Source organism: Janthinobacterium sp. GW456P, from assembly GCF_002127655.1.
Lineage (GTDB): Bacteria > Pseudomonadota > Gammaproteobacteria > Burkholderiales > Burkholderiaceae_D > Janthinobacterium.
Genome location: NZ_NEHB01000013.1, coordinates 297301 through 318968, shown reverse-complemented (window position 1 = coordinate 318968; position 21668 = coordinate 297301). Strand labels below are relative to the sequence as shown.

The 21668-nt window shown below is 61.6% G+C and carries 18 protein-coding genes and 8 tRNA genes; 4 read left to right on the top strand and 22 right to left on the bottom strand.

The annotated features are described in order from the left end of the window. Positions 1 to 202 precede the first annotated feature (202 nt). On the bottom strand, positions 203 to 1354 hold the full coding sequence (locus CBW66_RS14920) for an MFS transporter (protein WP_205701158.1): 1152 nt from the start codon (positions 1352 to 1354) through the stop codon (positions 203 to 205). 228 nt (positions 1355 to 1582) lie between these two features. On the opposite strand from CBW66_RS14920, the gene CBW66_RS14915 reads away from it, so the two are divergent. Continuing rightward, positions 1583 to 2410: a helix-turn-helix domain-containing protein gene (locus CBW66_RS14915; protein ID WP_086138849.1), complete on the top strand. Its 828-nt coding sequence runs from the start codon at positions 1583 to 1585 to the stop codon at positions 2408 to 2410. A gap of 85 nt (positions 2411 to 2495) precedes the next feature. Here CBW66_RS14915 and aqpZ read toward each other — a convergent pair whose 3' ends face one another. The 12 genes from aqpZ to lhgO all read right to left on the bottom strand — a co-directional run bounded on the left by aqpZ (position 2496) and on the right by lhgO (position 11402). Then, a complete protein-coding gene (gene aqpZ, locus CBW66_RS14910; protein WP_070223703.1) occupies positions 2496 to 3185 on the bottom strand; it encodes an aquaporin Z in 690 nt (229 codons plus the stop codon). A 220-nt stretch (positions 3186 to 3405) separates the two neighbouring features. Next, on the bottom strand, positions 3406 to 3816 hold the full coding sequence (locus tag CBW66_RS14905; RefSeq protein ID WP_086138850.1) for a GNAT family N-acetyltransferase: 411 nt from the start codon (positions 3814 to 3816) through the stop codon (positions 3406 to 3408). Then, entirely contained in the window at positions 3816 to 4274 is a 459-nt protein-coding gene (locus CBW66_RS14900) for an Ivy family c-type lysozyme inhibitor (RefSeq protein ID WP_205701159.1), read from the bottom strand. The genes CBW66_RS14905 and CBW66_RS14900 overlap by 1 nt, the downstream gene beginning before the upstream one ends. Positions 4275 to 4339: 65 nt before the next feature. After that, the gene (locus CBW66_RS14895; RefSeq protein WP_139841680.1) at positions 4340 to 4750 is read right to left on the bottom strand and encodes a hypothetical protein; all 411 of its coding nucleotides are present in this window, start codon (positions 4748 to 4750) and stop codon (positions 4340 to 4342) included. A gap of 35 nt (positions 4751 to 4785) precedes the next feature. Further along, on the bottom strand, positions 4786 to 5925 hold the full coding sequence (locus CBW66_RS14890) for an amidase family protein (RefSeq protein WP_086138853.1): 1140 nt from the start codon (positions 5923 to 5925) through the stop codon (positions 4786 to 4788). 159 nt (positions 5926 to 6084) lie between these two features. After that, positions 6085 to 6660: an elongation factor P gene (locus tag CBW66_RS14885; RefSeq protein ID WP_070223695.1), complete on the bottom strand. Its 576-nt coding sequence runs from the start codon at positions 6658 to 6660 to the stop codon at positions 6085 to 6087. Between the two features lie 135 nt (positions 6661 to 6795). Beyond that, positions 6796 to 7965 (bottom strand): elongation factor P maturation arginine rhamnosyltransferase EarP, encoded by a 1170-nt coding sequence (earP, locus tag CBW66_RS14880; RefSeq protein ID WP_086138854.1) that lies wholly within the window; start codon positions 7963 to 7965, stop codon positions 6796 to 6798. A gap of 95 nt (positions 7966 to 8060) precedes the next feature. Beyond that, positions 8061 to 8136: transfer RNA gene (locus CBW66_RS14875), tRNA-Glu, on the bottom strand. 70 nt (positions 8137 to 8206) lie between these two features. Next, a tRNA-Glu gene (locus CBW66_RS14870) sits at positions 8207 to 8282 on the bottom strand. Between the two features lie 124 nt (positions 8283 to 8406). Next, positions 8407 to 8482 (bottom strand) — tRNA-Glu (locus tag CBW66_RS14865). A gap of 297 nt (positions 8483 to 8779) precedes the next feature. Further along, complete coding sequence (locus tag CBW66_RS14860; RefSeq protein WP_230492199.1) at positions 8780 to 10093, bottom strand: MFS transporter; 1314 nt, start codon at positions 10091 to 10093, stop codon at positions 8780 to 8782. A gap of 103 nt (positions 10094 to 10196) precedes the next feature. Continuing rightward, a complete protein-coding gene (gene lhgO, locus CBW66_RS14855; protein WP_086138856.1) occupies positions 10197 to 11402 on the bottom strand; it encodes an L-2-hydroxyglutarate oxidase in 1206 nt (401 codons plus the stop codon). Positions 11403 to 11606: 204 nt separating this feature from the next. Between lhgO and CBW66_RS14850 the strand changes: the two genes are divergently transcribed. Beyond that, entirely contained in the window at positions 11607 to 12542 is a 936-nt protein-coding gene (locus CBW66_RS14850; RefSeq protein ID WP_086138907.1) for a LysR family transcriptional regulator, read from the top strand. 484 nt (positions 12543 to 13026) lie between these two features. Here the strand turns inward: CBW66_RS14850 and CBW66_RS14845 are convergent. The 7 genes from CBW66_RS14845 to CBW66_RS14815 form a co-directional block, all read right to left on the bottom strand. Further along, positions 13027 to 13102: transfer RNA gene (locus tag CBW66_RS14845), tRNA-Ala, on the bottom strand. A gap of 53 nt (positions 13103 to 13155) precedes the next feature. Further along, positions 13156 to 13231, bottom strand: a tRNA-Glu gene (locus CBW66_RS14840). Positions 13232 to 13267: 36 nt separating this feature from the next. Beyond that, positions 13268 to 13343: transfer RNA gene (locus tag CBW66_RS14835), tRNA-Ala, on the bottom strand. A 134-nt stretch (positions 13344 to 13477) separates the two neighbouring features. Beyond that, positions 13478 to 13553 (bottom strand) — tRNA-Glu (locus CBW66_RS14830). Between the two features lie 54 nt (positions 13554 to 13607). Beyond that, positions 13608 to 13683, bottom strand: a tRNA-Ala gene (locus CBW66_RS14825). Between the two features lie 136 nt (positions 13684 to 13819). Then, positions 13820 to 15226, bottom strand: coding sequence for a glutamate--tRNA ligase (gene gltX, locus CBW66_RS14820; protein ID WP_086138857.1), 1407 nt, complete (start codon positions 15224 to 15226; stop codon positions 13820 to 13822). Positions 15227 to 15296: 70 nt separating this feature from the next. After that, complete coding sequence (locus tag CBW66_RS14815; RefSeq protein ID WP_086138858.1) at positions 15297 to 16208, bottom strand: LysR family transcriptional regulator; 912 nt, start codon at positions 16206 to 16208, stop codon at positions 15297 to 15299. A gap of 158 nt (positions 16209 to 16366) precedes the next feature. On the opposite strand from CBW66_RS14815, the gene lysA reads away from it, so the two are divergent. Both lysA and CBW66_RS14805 read left to right on the top strand, forming a co-directional pair. Next, positions 16367 to 17617, top strand: a complete 1251-nt coding sequence (gene lysA / locus CBW66_RS14810; protein ID WP_086138859.1) for a diaminopimelate decarboxylase — start codon at positions 16367 to 16369, stop codon at positions 17615 to 17617. Between the two features lie 62 nt (positions 17618 to 17679). Then, positions 17680 to 19251: a phospholipase D family protein gene (locus CBW66_RS14805; RefSeq protein WP_086138860.1), complete on the top strand. Its 1572-nt coding sequence runs from the start codon at positions 17680 to 17682 to the stop codon at positions 19249 to 19251. A gap of 96 nt (positions 19252 to 19347) precedes the next feature. On the opposite strand, the gene CBW66_RS14800 is transcribed toward CBW66_RS14805, so the two are convergent. After that, positions 19348 to 21027: an alkaline phosphatase family protein gene (locus CBW66_RS14800; protein WP_086138861.1), complete on the bottom strand. Its 1680-nt coding sequence runs from the start codon at positions 21025 to 21027 to the stop codon at positions 19348 to 19350. 138 nt (positions 21028 to 21165) lie between these two features. Further along, a complete protein-coding gene (locus tag CBW66_RS14795) occupies positions 21166 to 21573 on the bottom strand; it encodes a DUF4399 domain-containing protein (protein WP_086138862.1) in 408 nt (135 codons plus the stop codon). Positions 21574 to 21668 lie beyond the last annotated feature (95 nt).

Here is a 21668-nt window from a genome sequence, read left to right as displayed (position 1 = left end):
TGGCCACAGGTTTTTCAACACTGTGGCCATCGAATGAGGAGTAAAACGCTAGCGGCGCGTAGCCGCATCCTCACGGGGCCAGGCGCACGGACACAGCGCAGCAGCGGCGCCGGATGCAGAAACTGGAGGGAGGATGAAAGTGATCATGGGACGACTATCGCATGTACGCGGGCGGGCCGTCAAGCCCTCCCGCGTTACCCGCTTATTTTTTCGCCTGCTCGATATGCGGCAGCAGCACCGTCAGGATGCCCAGCAGCGGCAGGTAGGAGCAGATTTTGTACACATAGGCGATGCCGGAGATATCGGCCAGGTGGCCCATGGCGGCGGCCGCGATGCCGGAGACGCCGAACATCAGACCAAAGAAGATGCCCGCGATCATGCCCACCTTGCCGGGCACCAGTTCCTGCGCGAAGACGACGATGGCGGAAAACGCGGACGAAATCACGAAGCCGATGATCACCGTCAAGACGGCCGTCCAGAACAGGTCGACATATGGCAGCAGCAAAGTAAATGGCGCGGCGCCCAGGATGGAAATCCAGATCACGCGCTTGCGGCCGATGCGGTCGCCGATGGGGCCGCCCATGAAGGTACCGGCCGCCACGGCGGCGAGGAAGAGGAACAGGTACAGCTGGGCATCGCCGAGCGACAGGTGGAATTTGTCGATCAGGTAAAACGTGTAATAGCTCGACAGGCTGGCCATGTAGATGTACTTCGAGAACACCAGCAGCGCCAGCACGCCCAGCGCCCCTATCACCTTGTTGCGCGACAAGTTCGGGCCATGGCCGCCCGCCTTCGGCTTGAAGCTGGCCAGGTGGCCGCTATACCAGTGGCTGACCTTGTACAGCACGCCGATGGCCAGCACGGCCAGCAAGCTGAACCAGGCGACGTTGCCGTGGCCACGGTTCACGATGACGGCCGCCGCCAGCAGCGGCCCCAGCGCGGAACCCACGTTGCCCCCCACCTGGAACAGGGACTGGGCAAAGCCGTAGCGCCCGCCCGAAGCCATGCGCGCCACGCGCGACGCTTCCGGGTGGAAAGTCGAGGAACCGACGCCGATCAGGCCGGCGGCGAGCAGCAGGGTCGGGAAGGTGGTGACGACGGACAGCATCAATACGCCGGCCAGGGTAAAGCACATGCCCACCGGCAACAGGAAGGGCAGCGGACGGCGGTCCGTGTACAAGCCGATCCAGGGCTGCAGCAACGATGCCGTGCACTGGAACGTCAGGGTTATAAGGCCGACCTGGGTAAAACTGAGTGAAAACTCGGCTTTCAGCATCGGATAAATCGACGGCAATAATGCCTGGATCAAGTCATTGAGCAAATGCACGAAGGCGACGGCGCCCAGGATGTGCATGGCCAGACCGGATTGTTGTTGGGAACTATGAAGCGAGGGAGCCGCCGGCACGGACTTGGCCAATGCCGGGGCAGTTGTGGTTGTGTGCATGTGTCATCCGCAATAATCGGGCTCGGCGGGCGGCCCGTCAAAGAAGCCAGTATAGTATGGTCACTGAACTGATAACTTCCAATAATCGTCGCTTAAGTGACAACCGAATGACAATCAGCTGATAATCCAACGGCCCCTATGTACACCCACCACCCCGCCCAGACCCACCCCGATGGCGTGCCCTTCAGCCGCAGCACCAGCTCGCACGATTACCAGCATGTGCCGCGCCCCGTGACGGCCATGTCCAGGCAATACGCAGCCGGCGACTACACGGCGCCGCACAGCCACGTGCGGGCGCAACTGCTGTATGCGACGGAAGGCGTGATGCGCGTCTCCACCGGGCACGGCGTGTGGATCTTGCCGCCCCGGCGCGCCCTGCTGATCCCCGTGGGCGTCGTGCATGAAGTCCATATCTTGAGCGAACTGAGCATGCGCACCGTGTACATCGATGCGCAAGTGGCGGCCCCGTATGGCGCCGATTGCAAGGTGCTGGAAGTGAGCCGGCTGTTGCGCGAGCTGATCCTGGCCTTGCTGGCCGAGCCGATCGAATATGCGCTGGCGGGGCGCGGCGACTGGCTGGCGCATTTGATCCTGTCGGAACTGGCGGCGGCCGATACCGTGCCCCTGGCCATCCCCTGGCCACGCGACCGCCGCCTGGTGGCCGTGTGCTCGGCCATCATGGACGCGCCCGGCAGCCGGCGCAGCATCGAGGATTGGGCGCAGGATGCGGGCGCCAGCGCGCGCACCCTGATCCGCTTATTCCCGAAGGAAACGGGCTTGCACTACCGCCAATGGCTGCAGCAAGTCCACCTGGCCGAGGCCTTCTGCCGCCTGGACCGGGGCGAAGGCGTGGCCGCCATCGCCTATGCGCTGGGCTACGCCAGCCCCAGCGCCTTCAGCGCCATGTTCCGCCGCATCCTGGGCCGCACGCCGCAGCATTACCTGAGCGAGTGGCGCGCGGCGTAGGTCGGCTTGGCGTGGCAAGGCCGCGCGTAAGCCGACAAGCTGCGCTGCCGGCAGCGTCGGCTTACGTCCTGCGGGCTAAGCCGACCTACTCTTTTTCGCCCGCGATCAGGCGGTATGCCAGCGCGCCCAGCAAGGCGCCGATGATCGGGGCCAGCCAGAACAGCCACAACTGGCTGGTCGCCCAGTCGCCCACGTACAACGCCACGCCCGTGCTGCGGGCCGGGTTGACGGAGGTATTGGTGACGGGGATGCTGATCAGGTGGATCAGGGTCAGCGCCAGGCCGATCGGCAGCGGGGCGAAGCCGGCCGGCGCGCGCTTGTCGGTGGCGCCCAGGATGACGATCAGGAAGAACATCGTCAGCACGATTTCAATCACCAGCGCCGACAGCATCGAATAGCCGCCCGGCGAATGGGCGCCGAAGCCGTTCGAGGCAAAGCCCTTGCTGACGTCGAAACCGGCCTGGCCGCTGGCGATCACGTACAGCACGCCGCCGGCCACGATGGCGCCCAGCACTTGCGCGATGATGTAAGGCAGTAACTGGCTGGCGGGAAAGCGGCCGCCGGCCCACAGGCCGATCGACACGGCGGGATTCAAGTGGCAACCCGAGATGTGGCCAATGGCGTAAGCCATGGTCAGCACCGTCAGGCCAAACGCCAGCGCGACGCCGGCAAAGCCGATGCCGAGGCCGGGAAAGGCGGCGGCCAGCACGGCGCTGCCGCAACCGCCCAGCACCAGCCAGAATGTGCCGAGAAATTCGGCGCCATATTGTTTCATGATGTATTCCTTTAAAGTAAAGAGACCACGTGCCAGGGACGACCAATCGGACCGCTCACCACCTTTGTCCACGCCCGGAGGCGACGACAAAGCACAACACCAGCAACGCACTGCACGCTGCAAAGCGCGCATAATGACACGACGTCATTATCAATGCAACATTATTGCGTACAATAATGCTAATAGTTCTCTTGACACTCAAAGGTTGTTTTGATAATTCTCATGGCGCGGGGCGGCGCATGTACTTTTCCGGCGCCTCCAGCGGCGCAAAGCCAAAGCCCGCATACAGACCATGCGCGTCATCGGTGCCCAGCATCCAGGCGACATCGCGCAAGCGCGCATCGCCAAGCACGGCGGCGACCATCTGCCTGCCATAGCCGCGCCCCTGGTACAGCGGCAGCACGAACACGTCGCGCAGGTAGGCAAAATCCGTGTAGTCGGTGATGACCCTGGCGAACGCTACTTGCTGGCCGTCCACATAGCCGCCGAAACACAGTGCGTTGGCAATCCCCTTGCGCACCGTTTCGATCGCCACGCCGCGCTTCCAATATGACTGCTCGCTCAGGTAGCGGTGGATCATGGGCACGTCCAGCTCGCCGCGTTCGCTGGAAATGCGTAGCGGCGCGTGCATCAGTTCTTGTACAGCAAGTCGGCTTCGGCGATGCTGGGCTCGCCGAAATACACGGCACGCAAGCCGCCCTTGGCATCGCTGCCCATGTACACGCCCGTCATGCTGCGCGCGACGGGGTCGTACAAAATGGAATAGTGGTGGCCGCAATTGTGCGGTTCGCAGACGCTGCTCAGCAGGCGTGCCTTGCCGTCGATCTCGACGGGCTTGAGCGGGCTGGCCACACCATTCGGCACCCAGCGCTGGCGCTTCAGGCCCGCCTTTTTCAAGCCCACATTGAAGGCCTGGCGAAAAGCGTAGTCCGCCTTGTAGACATCGGGGAAATACGGGCAGGTATGACCGCCATCGCAGCTTTGCGCCTGCTCGATCAGCGACAGTTTGGGCGTACGCGCTTGTGCCGGCACGGCGGCCAGCGTCACAGCGGCGCCCAGGAACACGGGTAAAAGCAACCGTACAGACATGCAATCTCCTAAAAGCATAGTGTAATGCCGGAAGCATAGCAGATTGGCATGCTGGTGCGCGTGCCTCAGGGAGAACAGCGGATGCCGACCACGCCGTTGACCTTGCCTTCCGGCCAGCCCGTCTCGCGCCAGCGGTACACGCCGGGCGCGACGATGATCAACTGCCATTCCACCAGTTTTCCTGCGGCATTGAGGCGGGTTTCATTGTCATAGCGCAAAGTCAGGCTGTGTTCCGTTTCCGCCACCACCGTCGCGGCAAAGCGGTTGGTTTCGCCCAGCTTGCTTTTCCACGTACGGTCGTTGAAGATCGCCAGTCTTTGACGATCGTCAGACAGCTGCATGCGCGTAAAGTGCCGCGCTTCTTCGCACACACTATTCGTATTCACGCTGTCGGACCAGCTGCCGGACAGTTGCTCGGCATCGAAAGGAGTCGGGGTGGCGGCCACGGCCGCGCTCAACAGCAAGTTTGCAAGCATAGTTTATCGATGGGAAACGAAAAGTATCATCATGGTCAACGCAGCGCCAGGGTGATGCTCGATGGCAGTGCGGGCGTGCGCCGGTGCAAGGTTGCCTGCTCGTAGGCATACGCCATCGCAATGAGCGGCATGTCGCCGTGGGCAGGGCCGATGAAGGACAAGCCGACCGGCAAGCCCCCGACCATGCCGGCAGGCACCGTAATATGCGGCAAGTCGGACTGCGGCGATACGCCATGGCAGGTCGGCCCCACCAGCGCATCGAGCGCATGCGAACGCAGCAGCGTTTCAATGCCGCCAGACCCGGACGCGGGCGGCTGCTCGATCAGTTCGGCGCCCTGTTCGCGCAACACCAGCAGCGCCTGCTCGATCACGGCATCGGTCCCGGCGCACAGGCCGAACAGGCTGCGCGCCACGCCGATGCGGCGCCCCTGCAAGCCGGCGAGGTCGAGCGTCAAGCCATCGGCCAGGCGCTCGCCCGTCAGGGCGGCGAGCAGCCAGGCAGCCTCGCGCACGCTGGGCGCCATCGGTCCTGCCGTGGCTGGCTCACCGCCCTGCCCGCCAGCGGCCCTGCCGGTGGGCTTGATGGCGACCAGGCCGCAATTTGAAGCAGGCGCGACGATGGAACCGTCCGCCGCGCTGTCGACGGCCAGGATGGTCAGGCCAGCCCAGCTGGCACTGGCATGCGGCACGCTGACGGCGGCCCACTGGCGCAAATTGCTTTTGCCGATGATGACGGCGCCGGCCGCGCGCAAGCGCGCCGCCACAAAGGAATCGCAGCTGGCATGCGTGGCCAGGGGTGCCTGCGTGCGCGTCTTCATGCGGTCGCCCGTGGCGATATTGTCGCGCAAGACGATGGGGATGCCATGCAAGGGGCCACGCACTTTGTACACCTGCCGCTCGCGGTCCATTTCCAGGGCAATTTTCAGCGCGTCGGGATTGATTTCAATGCCGGCATAGGCCCGCGCGCCGATGCTGCACAGGGAGCGGATACGCGCCAGGTACTGCGACGTCAGCGCATGCGAACTGAGTTTGCCTGCCTGCATCATCTGCTGTTGCGGCAAGACTCCTGCGTCGAGCAAATGGGCCATGGGACTGGCGGGCGCCGTGGCACGGGCCAGTACGGGGCGCGACACGCCCCGGGACGCGCCACTGCGTAACATCTGACTGCGCTGCATCGTATCTCCAGGAAACCTCAGTGTTTCTAACGCAATAATGTGCTAGCCGTAGCATAGCAGTCCTTGCAACACAATTGTTGTTGAAAGGAATTATTTTTCAAGCAAAAAAAAAACGCCGCCCGAAGGCAGCGTTTCTTGATGGTCAAGCACTGGCGCAAATCAGTTGCGCACGACACGCTTGTATTCGTTGGTACGGGTGTCGATTTCGATGACGTCGTCCTGTGCCACGAACAGCGGCACTTGCACGGTGTGGCGGTGCGCGTCGATGGCGTTTTCGATCTTGGCTTCTTTCAGGACGTTGCCCGAGGTGTTGCCCTTGACCGCAGGCTCCGAGTACACCACTTGACGGGCGATGGTCGTAGGCAGTTCAACGGAGATAGCTTTGCCGTCGTAGAAAATGGCTTCGCATTCCATGCCATCCTTCAGGTAATGCAGTGCATCGCCCAGGTTTTCTTCTTCGATTTCGTACTGGTTGTACTCGGTGTCCATGAAAACGAACAGCGGGTCGGCGAAGTACGAATACGTCACTGGCTTTTTATCCAGAACAACCACGTCGAACTTGTCGTCGCCGCGGAACACGTTTTCCATCGGGGTGTTCGTCAGAAGATTTTTCATCTTCCATTTGTAGGTGAAGCCCGTGCGGCTCGAACCGTTGACATCAGAACGCAACACGATCATTGGCTTGCTGTCGACCATGATGATATTGCCAACACGAATTTCTTTTGCGGGTTTCATAGGAATGTACGTAAAAAGTGGGTTGCATGAAGACCATCTGCCGCCTGTGCGCCATCAGCGCCGCAAGCTTGCGTTTGATCGGTTAAAAATACGTTAGAAATAACCGGGCATTTTACCTTAATTTTGGGCAAGCGCCTATCTCGTCGCGCCGGCGAACGCCAGCAAGTTACTTGCCAGATCGCCATTGGCCTGCATCTGCCGCTGCCATGCCTGCGCGCGCGCGCGGATGCGCGGCAGATCGGCCTGCAAGGCGGACCACAGCTGCGACCACGGCAAGGTGTCCGCACTGGCGCCATTCCAGGCCAGCGCCGCCTGCACCAGGCTGTCAATGGTGCCGTCCGCGTCCACAGCATAGCGCTGCAGGAAGGCGCGCAATTTCACGTGATGCAGGTTTTCATCCTGCAAGTAGATATGCCAGAGAAACGGCTGGCCCGCCCATTGCGCGCGCACGAAGGAATCCTCGCCGCGCACGAGATTGACGTCGCAAGCCCACAGCAGGCGGTCGTAATCGTCCTGCGGCACGAAGGGCAGCACGCGCACGGTGAGCGCGCCGCGCGTGCGCGCCGCACCAGACGCCGCCGCATCGTCGCCGATAAACGCTTGAACGGCGTCGAACGCGACGCCTTCCGGCACCAGGCAGGTCACCGGCCCATCGCCTGACTGCCAGGCGGCGAACAGCTCGGCGACGGGAGCCGATGGATAGCAGAACAGCGACACCTTCAAGGCCGGCATCTCCGCCGCCGTCACGCCGAATTGCCCGAGGAATGCCGCCATGGCGGGCGCATCGGCCTGAAACGCCAGGCGCCGCTCGTCGAGTGCCGCTTCGCGCAGCAGGCCGCCCGTTTTATTCGTAAAACCGGGAAAGAAGAAATGCTTGATCATGCCGTGGCGCGGCGACGTCAGCGCGTGGCAGCCCTCGACCCACTCTTCCGCCGTCAGTCCCTCCAGATTCAGCCACACGGGCTGCGGCGAACACTGCGCCATGGCGGCGATATAGCCAGGAGGAATGTCGCAGGCAAAAAACTCGATGACGATGTCGGCGACGTCGGCGGGCGCAAACGCGCCATCCTCGCCACGCCAGTGGCGCACCGCAACGCCGGACACCTGCTGGGCCTCGGCCGCCACGTCGATTTCAGGGCAGATGCGCCGGAAACTGGGCAAATCGTCGACCCACAGGGTGACGGCCACGCCATGCTCGCCGCTCAACTGCCGCGCGAGGCGCCAGCAAATACCGATATCGCCGTAGTTGTCGACGACTTTGCAGAAGATGGCAAGAGATGGCGCGCGATCGGTAGGTAATGGCATAGTCAACGGGAAGAGAAAAACGTGGGCATGGCGGCCAATAACAAAAAAGCCGCGCTGTTACCAGGCGGCTTTGTTGTTGGCTGATTCAGCCGGTCTGGCGTCCCCAAGGGGATTCGAACCCCTGTACTCACCGTGAAAGGGTGATGTCCTAGGCCTCTAGACGATGGGGACAGAAAATCTGTCCTGGATGCGTTGCTTTGCATCCCGACCTGTTACTTTACTTGCTCACTGCTTGCGAATCTGGCGTCCCCAAGGGGATTCGAACCCCTGTACTCACCGTGAAAGGGTGATGTCCTAGGCCTCTAGACGATGGGGACAGAAATCTGTCCTGAATGCACTACTTTGCATCCTGACCCGGTACTGCAGCAATATCGCAGAAACAAAAAAAGCCTGACTCGTCAGGCCCGTTCAGCACTGCACTCTTACTTTACAACGAAATGCTGGCGTCCCCAAGGGGATTCGAACCCCTGTACTCACCGTGAAAGGGTGATGTCCTAGGCCTCTAGACGATGGGGACCTGTGCTGGCTTTACTCTCAGCGGACTCTTCGTTGAAGGCTTTGCTTAGCCCCTCAAAAAAGCGTGCGCGAAGTATAGCATGGGGTGATTCACGAAATCAACTGCCGGGAGTTTTATTTTCCATCTTATGCCACTTCCCTCTTCCCATGAAAAAGAGCGCAGGAAAGCCATGTAGAAAACCGTTCCCGGCGGTGATTGTGCAATGTGCAATCGATCGGCCGCGCGGGCGAGGTGAGGCTCTCAGCAACAGCAGCCAGACTAGCAAAAGGAAAGCCTCATGCCCCGCCGCCTTGAGCATCAGTTCTTGTAATGGCTGAAGCGATAACCTTGATCGAAGTATGCCGCCAATGCGACGATCACTCCGGAGCACGTGAGCATCAAGGCCACTGCGCTCGTATCACGAGTCGCAGACTGGGCAACCATTGATAACGCCCACAACGGGGCAATACCGCCGGCGATGGCAGTGCCGATTTCACGCCCCGAACCGACCCCCGTCGAGCGGTTTTGCACGGCAAACTGGCGACTGAGGAAAGAGCCTTGTGGGGCGAACATCATCGGCGCCAGCACCCCGGTGCCGATGATCAGCGCCAGGTAAATCAGCCTGTTCTCGCCGCTGTCCAGCAACTGCATGAACGGGTAAGCGAACAATGCTGACAGCAGGCCGCCGGCGATCAGCAGTTTCTTGCTGCTGAACTTGTCGCACAGATAGCCGAAAAGCGGGACGGTAAAGATTGCGACCAGACTGGCCAGTGTCACCGATAGCGATGTCACGCTGGCCGAAATACCTTTGAACTGGGTCAGGTAGGCCAGCGAGAAGGTCTTGAAGACATAGCTCAGTGCGTTGTAACCGATGGCGACAAAGAAGACGACGCCCAGGCCCTTCAGATTGGTTTTCCACAATTCGCGGAACGGCCGCTTCTGGCGATGACTTTCCTCGCAGTGGTGATACTCTGGCGTTTCCGGCAGACTCCCACGCACCCAGAGCCCAACCAGTACCAGCACGAAACTGAGGATGAAGGGAATGCGCCAACCGCCGGCAAGCAAAAACTTGTCGCCGTTGATGGTCAGCAGATAAACGGTCAGCGACGATAGCAACAGGCCAAGGTTCAGCCCCAATGCAGGCCACGCACCTTGTCGCCCCTTCTTGTTGTCGGCCGCATGTTCGTAGGAAGTTACCGCCGCCCCCGCCAGTTCAGCACCGGCGCCCAGGCCCTGCACAATGCGGATCAGCACCAGGCACAGGGGGGCCCAGACGCCGATGCTGGCGTAGGACGGGACCAGGCCAATGGCGGTCGTGCACAAGCCCATCATACAGAAAGTCACGAACAACATTTTCTTGCGCCCGTAGCGGTCGCCGAAGTAGCCGAAGAACAGGCCGCCGATCGGTCGCGCCACAAAGCCGATGGCAAAGGTGGCAAAGGCTTGCAGCGATGCAGTCGCCGGGTCCGAGGTATCGAAGAAGACCTTGCTGAAGACAATCGACGCCATCGTCGCGTAAAGATAAAAGTCATACCACTCCAGCATTGAGCCGACGATGGTCGCTGCCGCCACTTTGCGCAAACGACTTTTTGTCTGTGCCGGGGTTTCCTGTTCCGTTTTTTGAATGTTCAAAATGTCTCCTTCATGAATTAATTTTTTTCTTTTTCGCCTAGAGCGTTCGAGTTGGGGCCGACTGGGGAGCGACAGACAACCGCACGTTGTCCGCCACGCAAACTTAGCGCCTCATCACTTCACGCACGATGTATTCGGCAATGGCTAGCGACGATGTCGCCCCTGGTGACGGTGCATTGCGGATGTGGGTAATGTTGCCGTGTTGGCGAATCACGAAATCGTCAACCAGCGCACCATTGGCCTCCATTGCCTGGGCACGGATCCCACGAACCGCCGGAACAATACCGACCGAGGCAAGCGTCGGCACATAGCGCGCCGCCTCGCGGACAAAGCTCGCCTCGCTGACCACAGTCTTCAGCTCCCGAAGCGTCGCCGGCAGGTTACGGGCAGCAAACTTCCAAAAGCCGGGGTAGCTGGCAAAATTGAAGATGTCGGCCAGGTTCATGCTGCGGCCGTCATAGTTCTCGCGACCGAAGGATATGAAGGCATTCGGGCCGATCGTCATCTGTCCGTCGATGCGCTTTGTGAAATGCACCCCGAGGAAAGGAAAGCGCGGGTCCGGCACCGGGTAGATCAAGCCTTTGACATGCGACTTGAAAGCCTCGTCGATCACGTAATACTGGCCGAAGAACGGTACGATGCGTGGCGTGTCCTGATCGCCCGAACGCTCCGCCAGGCGATCCGACTGCAAACCCGCGCAGGCAATTGCCTGATCGAATACCGTATCGAAGACCTCTCCGTCTGCAAGTTCGACCCGTACTTCGCCGCCTTGCTCAAGCAGGCGCCCAACCGGCGAATTCAGACAAATGCGCCCGCCACGTTCCCTGATTTCATCGGCGATTCGGGCCGCGATTTGACCGTAACTGACAATCGCCGTTTTCGGTGAATGCAAGGCGCCCAGGCCGATGCAGTTGGGTTCGATTTCGCGCAGCTCATTCGAGCCGATCAGCCGCACGCCAGGCACACCGTTGGCCTGCGCTTTCCGGTAAATCGCTTGCAGGCGAGGCAACTCTTCCTCTTGTAGCGCGACGACAACTTTGCCGCACTCGTCGTAGGGAATCGCATTGTCGCGGCAATAGTTGCCAATCAATTCGCCCCCGCGCCTGCAAAGCCGCGCCTTGAGCCCGCCCGGCTCATAGTACAGACCGGCATGGACCACACCCGAATTGTGGCTGGACTGATGACTGGCGACACTCGCCTCCTTTTCGAACAGCACCACCGTGGCTTCGGGAAAATCCAACAATAACTGACGTGCGACTGCGAGGCCATTAATCCCCCCGCCGATAACTGCATAACGCTTCTTGTTCATTGCGCCTCTCAAAAAATAGCAAACTCGTCATTTCACTGCTACCAGCATCACTTTGGCGAAGGACGAGGGCCTGCATAAGCCGCCCCACCCAGCGCCTGGCACCGACGCGATTTGCCCTGTCAAGCATTTTTGATCAAGCGCAATTTAGATAAAAGCGAAAAATTATGTACAATTAAGTTCGAAAAAAGAGAACAAGTGATGTCGATGACTTTAAAGCAGCTCGAAGCGTTCTACTGGGCCGCCACCTGCGCCAACTTTGCGATCGCCGCCGAACGCCTGCATTTGTCCGTATCGTCTCTCTCCAAGCGCATTTCAGAACTGGAGGAAGCGCTTGGCATCAATCTGTTCGACCGGAGTGGCCACCGCGCCGTACTCAGCGATGCAGGCCAGGCATTGCTGCCGCGCGCGCTGGCGCTGCTCGATGACGCCGCCGCAATACGTACCGCCTTCGCACCTTCTGCCGGGCTCGTTGGCCGCTGCACTTTTGGTGTTGGCGAACTCAGCGCGCTGACCTGGCTACCGCAGTTCATTGCGCAAGTGCGGGCACTGCACCCCAAATTGACGCTCGAACCCTATGTCGACGTGGGGTCGGTTCTGGAAAGCCGTGTCACCAAGGGCGAGCTCGATTTTGCGATCATTGCCGGACGCTCATCGCACCACGGCATCCTGTCGCAACCAGTCAGCCAAGCGCAATTCATCTGGCTTGCCGCGCCGACCCTGGCTGTATCTGACAGCCCGCCTGGCCTGCGTGGTGCCGCCGATTTACTTGGCGCTGGACAGCCTATCGTTGCCTTGCCGCCGTCAGCTGGCACCACGCGACTGATTGATGACTGGCTACTGGCTCACGGCATCGCTGCCGTTGAGCGCATAAGTTGCAATAATTGGGGGGCCATTGCCGGCATGCTGATTGCCTCTGTCGGGATCGGCATACTGCCCACTGGCTGGAGTCAAAAGCTGGTTGATCAGGGTCTGCTGCTCCCGCTCGCCGCCGCCGAACTGCCAGCGCCGGTAATCTATTCTTTTCAGTGGCGGCGCGGCGACAACCGTCCACTGCTCGACCAGCTACGCGGGCTTTCCAGCCAATATGTCGACTTCACTGCCGATCTGTCGCGACCGCTGGGCAGCATAAGAGAACGCTGACAGATGCCGGCCATGCGCCGCCCGCTGTCCACCTCGACTTCCAGCAACCCCTGCATGGACATCAGCGCGAGCCAAGCGCTGACGTCTTGCATGCCATGCCAGCGCGCTCACAGCTTGGCCACACTTCCCGAGGAGTATGGCGAAAAGCAACCCACAAATAAAAAAAGCCGCTCGAGGCGACTTTGATGAGCACGTGATTTCTGCGCTGTTGGTGGAGGCGGCATGGATACGGATGCTGGCTTCAGAAGATGGTGCTGTCGGATTACGCTACGCTAATCCGACCTACGCCACACTCCCCTGTCGGGTATGGCGATAGGTACCCCGGAAGTAAAAAAGCCGCTCGAGGCGACTTTGATTTATTCACTGCCTGTTTCTGCGCTGTTGGTGGAGGTTTGCGGGAGCTAACCCCTGGCGAAGAAAGCGCTGACGCAAATAAAAAAAGCCGCCCAAGGCGACTTTGATCATCACGTGATTTCTGCGCTGTTGGTGGAGGTAAGCGGGATCGAACCGCTGACCTCTTGCATGCCATGCAAGCGCTCTCCCAGCTGAGCTATACCCCCCGGGCGCAGAAACACTGCTACTACTTTTTACTACTCACAACACCAGCCGAAACTGGCGTCCCCAAGGGGATTCGAACCCCTGTACTCACCGTGAAAGGGTGATGTCCTAGGCCTCTAGACGATGGGGACCTTGGCACTGCATTTACTTCTTTACCTCTGCGCTGTTGGTGGAGGTAAGCGGGATCGAACCGCTGACCTCTTGCATGCCATGCAAGCGCTCTCCCAGCTGAGCTATACCCCCCCGGGCGCAGAAATAATAAAAGCCGCACTTGGCGACTTTGTTCCACTACTTGCTTTCCATTCAGATTCCGTTTTTACGGGCCTGAACTTACAACAATCAGTACAAACAACTGCCACTACTATACCACAACTACCTGGCGTCCCCAAGGGGATTCGAACCCCTGTACTCACCGTGAAAGGGTGATGTCCTAGGCCTCTAGACGATGGGGACCGCAGAACTTCCTAACAACATCTGCACCACTTCAACAAGCAACATCGTTGCTGCTGGTGGAGGTAAGCGGGATCGAACCGCTGACCTCTTGCATGCCATGCAAGCGCTCTCCCAGCTGAGCTATACCCCCGTTGGTGCAGAAACAAGAGTATAGCAAAGAAGTTTCACTCTGCAAATACCCTTTTTCGTCTATGAGCAACTTTTCATAGGAGCGGTTTCCGCACGCTATTTTTACGGCTATTCCAGCGCGTATTTCAGAGCAGCGATTACAGCCACTTTGCCAGGCGCGCCAGCACGGTTTCGCGGCCGAAGATCACCACCACCTGGTCGATGGCCGGCGTCTGCAACTGGCCCGTCAGAATCAGGCGCAAAGGCATGGCCAGCAGCGGCATCTTGATGGTGTTGGCGGCCAGCACTTCCTTGATCATGGCGGCTACGGCTTCCTTGCTCCACTCCACCGTGGCGATGCGCTCGGCGAACTGCGCCAGCACGGGCTTGATGGCATCCGTGATGTGCTGCGCCGCCAGTTCCGCCTCCGGCTGCGGCTCGCGGAAGAACAGCATCGAAGCGGCAGCCAGCTCATTGACCGTGTTTGCGCGCTCTTTCATCATGCCCAGCACTTGCGCCAGGTCCGGCGCGCCTTCGAAGACGGCGCCGGCGGCGACCATTTGCGGGCGCGCCAGGTCGGCCAGGCGCGTATTGTCGGCCTGCTTGATATAGTGGTTATTCAGCCAGGCCAGTTTTTCATTGTTGAACTGGGCCGCCGATTTCGACAGGTGGTTCAGGTTGAACCACTCGCAGAACTGCTCGGTCGAGAACACTTCATCGTCGCCATGGCTCCAGCCCAGGCGCGCCAGGTAGTTCAGCATCGCTTCCGGCAGGAAGCCCTGCGCCGGGTAATCCATCACGCTGACGGCGCCATGGCGCTTCGACAGCTTCTCGCCGTCCGCACCGAGGATCATCGGCAGGTGACCGTACAGCGGCAGCGGCGCGCCGATGGCGCGCAGGATGTTGATCTGGCGCGGGGTGTTGTTGACGTGGTCATCGCCGCGGATCACGTGGGTGATCTGCATGTCCCAGTCGTCGACGGCGACGCAGAAGTTGTAGGTTGGCGTACCGTCCGGGCGCGCGATCACCAGGTCGTCCAATTCGCGGTTCGAGATCGTGATCGTGCCCTTGACCACGTCGTCCCACGTCACGTCGCCATCGAGCGGATTCTTGAAGCGCACGACGGGCTTGCGGTCCGCTGGCACGGCAGGCAGGGTCTTGCCCGGTTCCGGACGCCAGGTGCCGTCGTAGCGCGGTTTTTCACCGGCGGCGCGCATACGCTCGCGCATCGCTTCGACTTCTTCCGGCGACGAGTAGCAATGGTATGCCGTGCCTTCGGCCAGCATCTGCGCCACCACTTCGCGGTAGCGTTCCATGCGCTGCATCTGGTAGAACGGGCCTTCGTCGTGGTCCAGGCCCAGCCACTTCATGCCTTCGATGATGGCTTGCACGGCTTCCGGCGTGGAGCGCTCCACGTCCGTGTCTTCGATGCGCAGCACGAAAGTGCCGCCGAAGTGACGGGCATACGCCCAGCTGTATAAAGCGGTGCGGGCGCCGCCCAGGTGCAGGTAGCCGGTCGGGCTGGGAGCGAAACGGGTGCGGACGGGAGTAGCGGTTGTGGTCATCGAAGTAATCAGGCCTGAATAAGTAAAACGCCATTTTACTCTGTTGACCGCCGCCGCTCCACATGCGCCGTCACAGCTGCAGCAAGCGCCTTTTCACCTCGTCCGCCTGCGCATGCAGCGCCTGCTCGAACAGGGTCACCAGCTGCGACAAGGGCCGGTGCAAGGGTTTCACGAGATTCACCGTGAACGGCAGGGACACGGCAAAGCGGCGGATCTGCAAGCCCTGCCCCGCATAATCGAGGGCCGTGAGCGGATTGACGATGGCCAGGCCCACGCCTTCGCGCACCATGGCGCAGACGGAGGCGGCGCTGTGCGTGTCGAGCGCCATGCGCCGTTCCACACCCGCTTGCGCGAAAATGGCGTCGATCTGCTGGCGGTAAGGGTCGACGGCGGCCAGGCTGATGAAAGACTGGCCCGCGAAATCGGCCGGCTGCAGCGCCGCCTTGCCGGCGAGCGCATGACCGTCGGGCAGCACGCAGACTTCATCGACGGACATCAAGGTGGCCAGCGCGGTGCCCGGCGGCGCATTGCCCACTTCCGTCAGGCCGATATCGTGGCGCTGCGCCGACAGCCATTCTTCCAGCAGCGGCGACTCCTGCGGCGTGATGCTGATGCTCACCTTCGGAAAATCGCCGACGAAGCGCTTGCACGCCTGCGGCAGCAAGGATTGGGAAAACACGGGCAGGCAGGCGATCGACAACTGCCCCTGGTCGAACTGGCGCAGGGCCGCGGCCGTGCTGACGATGCGCTCCAGGCCGAAATACGCGCGCTGCACCTCCTCGAACAGCTGCAACGCCTGGGCCGTCGGGCGCAGCCGCCCCCGTTCGCGCTCGAACAGGGTCAGGCCCGTCAAGTGCTCGAGGCGTGCCAGCTCGCGGCTGACGGTGGGCTGCGAGGTGTGCAACATGGCGGCGGCAGCCGTCACGCTGCCCGTCGTCATGATGGCCCGAAAAACCTCGATGTGGCGCAATGAGATGGTCATACCCATATCATAAATGAATAAGGTCAGCTTAAATGGATATTTTATGTTTACAAAGAAAACCCGCATCATACTCGGCACGCAGGTTGGATTAGCGGGCAAAGCCCGCGTAATCCGACACCACCGCCGACACCACCCATCACATAATAAAGACCACCACCATGAAACCAGTGCCAGACGCCACCCTCGCCCAACTCGCCCAGGAACACGGCACACCTTTGTGGGTGTATGACGCCGCCACCATCCGCGCGCGCATCGGGCAGCTGGCGCAATTCGACACCGTGCGTTTCGCGCAAAAAGCCAATTCGAACATCCATCTGCTCGCACTGATGCGCGAAGCGGGCGTGCACGTGGACGCCGTCTCGCTGGGCGAGATCGAGCGCGCGCTGCAGGCTGGCTTTACGCCGGCGCAGACGAATGGCGCCGCCGGCGTGGTCTTCACCTGCGACCTGTTCGACCGCGCCACACTGGCGCGCGTGGCGGCGGCAAAAATTGAAGTCAACTGCGGCTCCGTCGACATGCTGCGCCAGCTGGGCCCCGTTTCGCCCGGCCACCGCGTCTGGCTGCGCATCAATCCCGGCTATGGCCATGGCCACAGCAACAAGACCAATACGGGTGGCGAAAACAGCAAGCACGGCATCTGGCATGAAGAGCTGCCCGAAGCGCTGGCCGTCATCCGCGCGCATGGCCTGCACCTGGTGGGCCTGCACATGCACATCGGCTCGGGTGTCGACTACAGCCACCTGGAAACCGTCTGCGGCACCATGGTCGACCTGGTGAAAAACATGGGCCACGACCTGGAAGCCATTTCCACCGGCGGCGGCCTGTCCGTGCCTTACCGCGAAGGCGAGCAGCCCGTCGACACGGACCACTATTTCCAGCTGTGGGATGCGGCGCGCAAGCAGATTGAGGCGCACCTGGGCCACCCCGTGCACCTGGAAATCGAACCGGGCCGCTTCCTCGTGGCCGACGCGGGCCTGCTGGTGGCCGAAGTGCGCGCCACCAAGCAAATGGGCGGCAACCACTTCACCTTGCTCGATACGGGCTTCAATGAACTGATGCGCCCCGCCATGTACGGCAGCTACCATGAAATGTCGGTGATCGCACACGACGGCCGCGCGCTCGATGAGCAGCGCGCCACCGTCGTCGGCGGCCCCCTGTGCGAATCGGGCGACGTGTTTACCCAGCGCGATGGCGGCGTGGTGGAAACCCGGCAGCTGCCGGCAGCGCAGGTGGGCGACTACGTCGTCTTCGAAGGCGCGGGCGCGTATGGCGCGTCGATGTCGTCGAACTACAACAGCCGTCCGCATGCGGCCGAATACCTGGTCGATGGCGCCGATGATCAACACCCGTCGCGCCTGATCCGCCGCCGCCAGACCGTGGCCGAACTGATCGCGCTGGAACAACTCTAAAACCGCGCCGCGTGCGGGCATGCGCATCTGCTAACATCGGGGCAACTCGATGAAAGCCCGCCATGCCCGCCCAAGTACTTCCCTTCCGCAGCGCCACCCGGCTGCTGCCGCTCCTGCCGCTGCTGCTGTCCGCCGCCCTCGCCGGCTGCGCTTCCCTGCCCTCGCTGGACGGCCGCATCCCCTCCAGCGTCATCGCCGACACAAAGCACACCCAATTGGCCACGGCCATCGCGCCCATGGTGGCGCAGCACCCCGGCGTATCCGGCATTTACCCGCTGGTCGACGGGCGCGATGCCTTTGCCGCACGCGCCCTGCTGGCCGCCGCCGCCCAACGCAGCCTGGACGTGCAGTACTACATCTGGCACAAGGACATTACGGGCACACTGCTGTTCGACGCCCTGCGCCAAGCGGCCGAACGGGGCGTGCGCGTGCGCCTGCTGCTCGACGATAACAACACGGCGGGCCTGGACCAGACCCTGTCCATGCTGGGCAAGCAGCGGAATCTGGAAATCCGCCTGTTCAATCCCTTCGTGCCCCGCGCCCCGCGCGCGCTGGCCTTTGCCGCCGATTTTTCGCGCCTGAACCGGCGCATGCACAATAAATCGTTCACGGCCGACAACCAGGCCATGATCGTCGGCGGGCGCAATGTGGGCGATGAATACTTCGGCGCGGCCGGCGACGTGCTGTTTGCCGACCTGGACGTGCTGGCCATCGGCCCCGTCGTCGGCGAGGTCTCGCACGATTTCGACCGCTACTGGAACAGCGCCTCGGCCTACCCGGCCGCACTGCTGCTGACCAGCCCTGTCGAGGGCGACGCGGCCACCATCGCCGCCGAGGCGGACCGCATCGACGACACCAAGGCGGCCGAAGAATACGTGCAGGCGCTGCGCACCTCGCCCTTCGTCAAACAGATGATGGAACGCACCCTGCCCTTCGAATGGGCGCGCACGCGCATGGTCAGCGACGACCCGGCCAAGGTGCTGGACCAGGCACGGCCAGGCACGGGCGTGGCGGAAAACCTGCAAAACCTGCTGGGCGTGCCGGAAAAGGAAGTGGATCTGGTGTCGCCGTATTTCGTGCCCGGCAAGGCCGGCACGCAAGCCTTTGCCGACCTGGCGAAAAAAGGCGTGGGCGTGCGCATCCTGACGAATGCGCTGGAAGCGACCGACGTGGCGGCCGTGCATGCGGGCTACGCAAAGTGGAGGAAACCGCTGCTGGAAGCGGGCGTGCTGCTGTACGAGTCGCGCCGCTCATGGGAGGCCGGCGACGCGCGCGAGCAGACGGGCCGCTTCGGCAGCTCCGCATCGAGCCTGCATGCGAAGACCTTTGCCGTCGACGACCAGCGCATCTTTGTCGGCTCGTTCAACTTCGACCCGCGCTCGATCGAATTGAATACGGAAATGGGCCTCGTCATCGACAGTCCCGCGCTGGCCAGCCAGCTGGGGCAAGCCATGCGCACCACCATCCCGCAGCGCGCCTATCAGGTGCTGCTGGGCGACGACGGCGCGCTGTACTGGATTGCCCGCGATGCCAGCGGCGCCACCACGCGCTACGACACGGAACCTGGCGCCAGCATGTGGAAGCGCATGGGGGTGGCGATTCTGTCGCTGCTGCCGATAGACTGGCTGCTGTAAGCGGTTTTGCCAGCGATGGTGTCGGATTACGCGGGGCTGTGCCCCGCTAATCCGACCTACACTCTTCGTAAGCCGACAACACCACAGACAGGATCGTTACCGCACCGCTTCCATCAAAATACGCCCTTCCGACGCGGACGGCTGGCGGATGCGCAGCAGATGCGCCAGGGTCGGCGCGATGTCGACCACTTCCGCGTACTGGCCATAGGCGCCCGGCTTGATCCAGCGGGGGCCGAACACCATCAGCGGCACGTTGGTGTCATACGTGTACGGCGTGCCGTGCGAGGTGCCGCCGACGCCCTTGCCGAAGTACCAGGCCGGTTTTGTGACGACCATCAGGTCGCCCGACAGCTGGCGGTTCCAGGCGCGGCGCATCAGGGTATCCATGCGCGTGGCGACGGCCCCCGTTTCCATCTGCGTGCGCGTATAGACTTGCGCCAGGCCGTCCTGCTGCTGCAGGAAGCGGGCCGCCGCGTCTTCCAGTGCGGCGCGATGGACGCCGCCCTTTTCCGCCAGCGCGTAATCGAGGTAGATATTCGGCAGCGACGACGTCGTCACCAGCTTATCGATGCCCAGGCTTGTGGCCAGGTGCTGGTTCAGGCTTGCGACCAGCTTGTCGCCGTCGATGCGTTTGGCCGTAAAGCCGCCGCGCGCTTCCGTAAATTCCGGCACGTTGGCAAAGCCATGGTCGGCCGTCAGCACCACCAGTACATTGTCCATGCCGACTTTTTTATCGAGATCGGCAAAGAAGCCGGCCAGCATGCGGTCCAGGCGCTGCAGGTGGTCGTGCGACATCTTGCTTTCCGGGCCGTAGGCATGGTTCACATAGTCGTGCGCGGACAGACTCACGCCGAGAATATCGGGCACGCCGGCCGGATTGCGGCCCAGGTGCTCGCCGTCGATGGCGGCACGGGCAAATTCCAGGGTCAGTTCATCGAGGAAGGGACCGGACTTCAAGCGGCTGTAGTACTCGCCATCGAGCTTGCCGCTGTCGCTGTAATAGGCGAACGGGAAGGTGTTGCGCGTGCCCGGCTTGGCCGCCACCAGATCATCACGCGCATCGTTGACATAAGCCCCGTCGGCCAGCAGCGGCGTCCAGCTCTTGCCGTAATAACGGTCCTGCGGCTTGGCCGCCTGGTAGCGCTGCACCCATTGCGGATGCTGCTGCATGTAATAGGTGCTGCTGGCGAAATTGCCCGTCTTTTCCATGTACATATAGGCCGTGCCCGTTTTCCCGGCCAGCAGGATGGCGCCACGGTCCTTGCCCGACACGGTGACGACCTTGGCCTGGTCGCCCGTGGAGTAGCGCAGCTCGTCGCCGAGGGTGCTCACGCGCAGCCTGGTCGGCGCGGTGCCGTCGTCCGGCTTCGTCTCTTCGCCGATGTAATGGAAATTGCCGTCCTCGGTGCAGTACACGGACTTTTTCGTGACGGGATCGATCCAGTTATTGCCGATCACGCCATGCTGGTAAGGATAGGCGCCCGACAGCACGGCCGAGTGGCCGATGGCGGTAACCGTGATGCCATGCGCCTGGTGCGCATCGCTGAACCAAGCGCCCTGCTCCAGCAGGCGCCGGAATCCGCCCTGGCCGAACTGCTCGCGATAGCGCGTTACCTGCTCTTGCGGCAAGCCATCGACCACCAGCACCACGACCAGCTTCGGCTGCGCCGCAGTCGTGGGTACCGCCTTGGCCGCATATGCCTGGCAAGCCGCCACGCTAGTCACCAGCAGCAACGCATGCGCCAGTTGCCGGGAAAGGGAGAAATGTTTCGTCATATCCACTCATCAAAAGTTAGGCCACCGGGCAGCATACGCCGACTATATGTCACAACTATGACAAGAAGCAACAATATGAAAAGGCCGGGCTCCATCGCTGGAACCCGGCCTGTGCCGAAACTGGGGACTATGTCTGCCCTACTTGACCGTCACCTTGATGCTTTTGCTCAGTTCCGGCCCATACGACTGGTGCGCGCCATTGGCGAACTGCATGGTGAGCGTGTACTGGCCCGGCGGCAAGGTGACGTCCGTTTCCGTTTGCCCTTTGCCAAAATGCAAATGCTTGTCATCCATGGGGATCATCTCGCCCGCTGTCATCGGCCCCGTATTGATGAGCAGATGATGGTGGCCCGTCTTGGCCGTCATGTCGCCGGCAGGCTTGACGTCCATGCCGCTGACGGCAAATTTCACTTTGAACGGGCTCGTCACCGTCGCGCCATCGACTGGTTCGACGAAGGACACGGATTGGGCGAAGGCACTGGCGGCCAGCAGGCTGCCGGCGAGCACGGCGATACTACGGCGCAGGAATACGGTGGTCAATTGCATGATGTCTCCTCTTGTTAATTAACAACACGGACTGCATGAAACCATATTCCTGGCGGTCGTGGCGCCGGGGAAGAGTTAAACCAATGGATAAATCC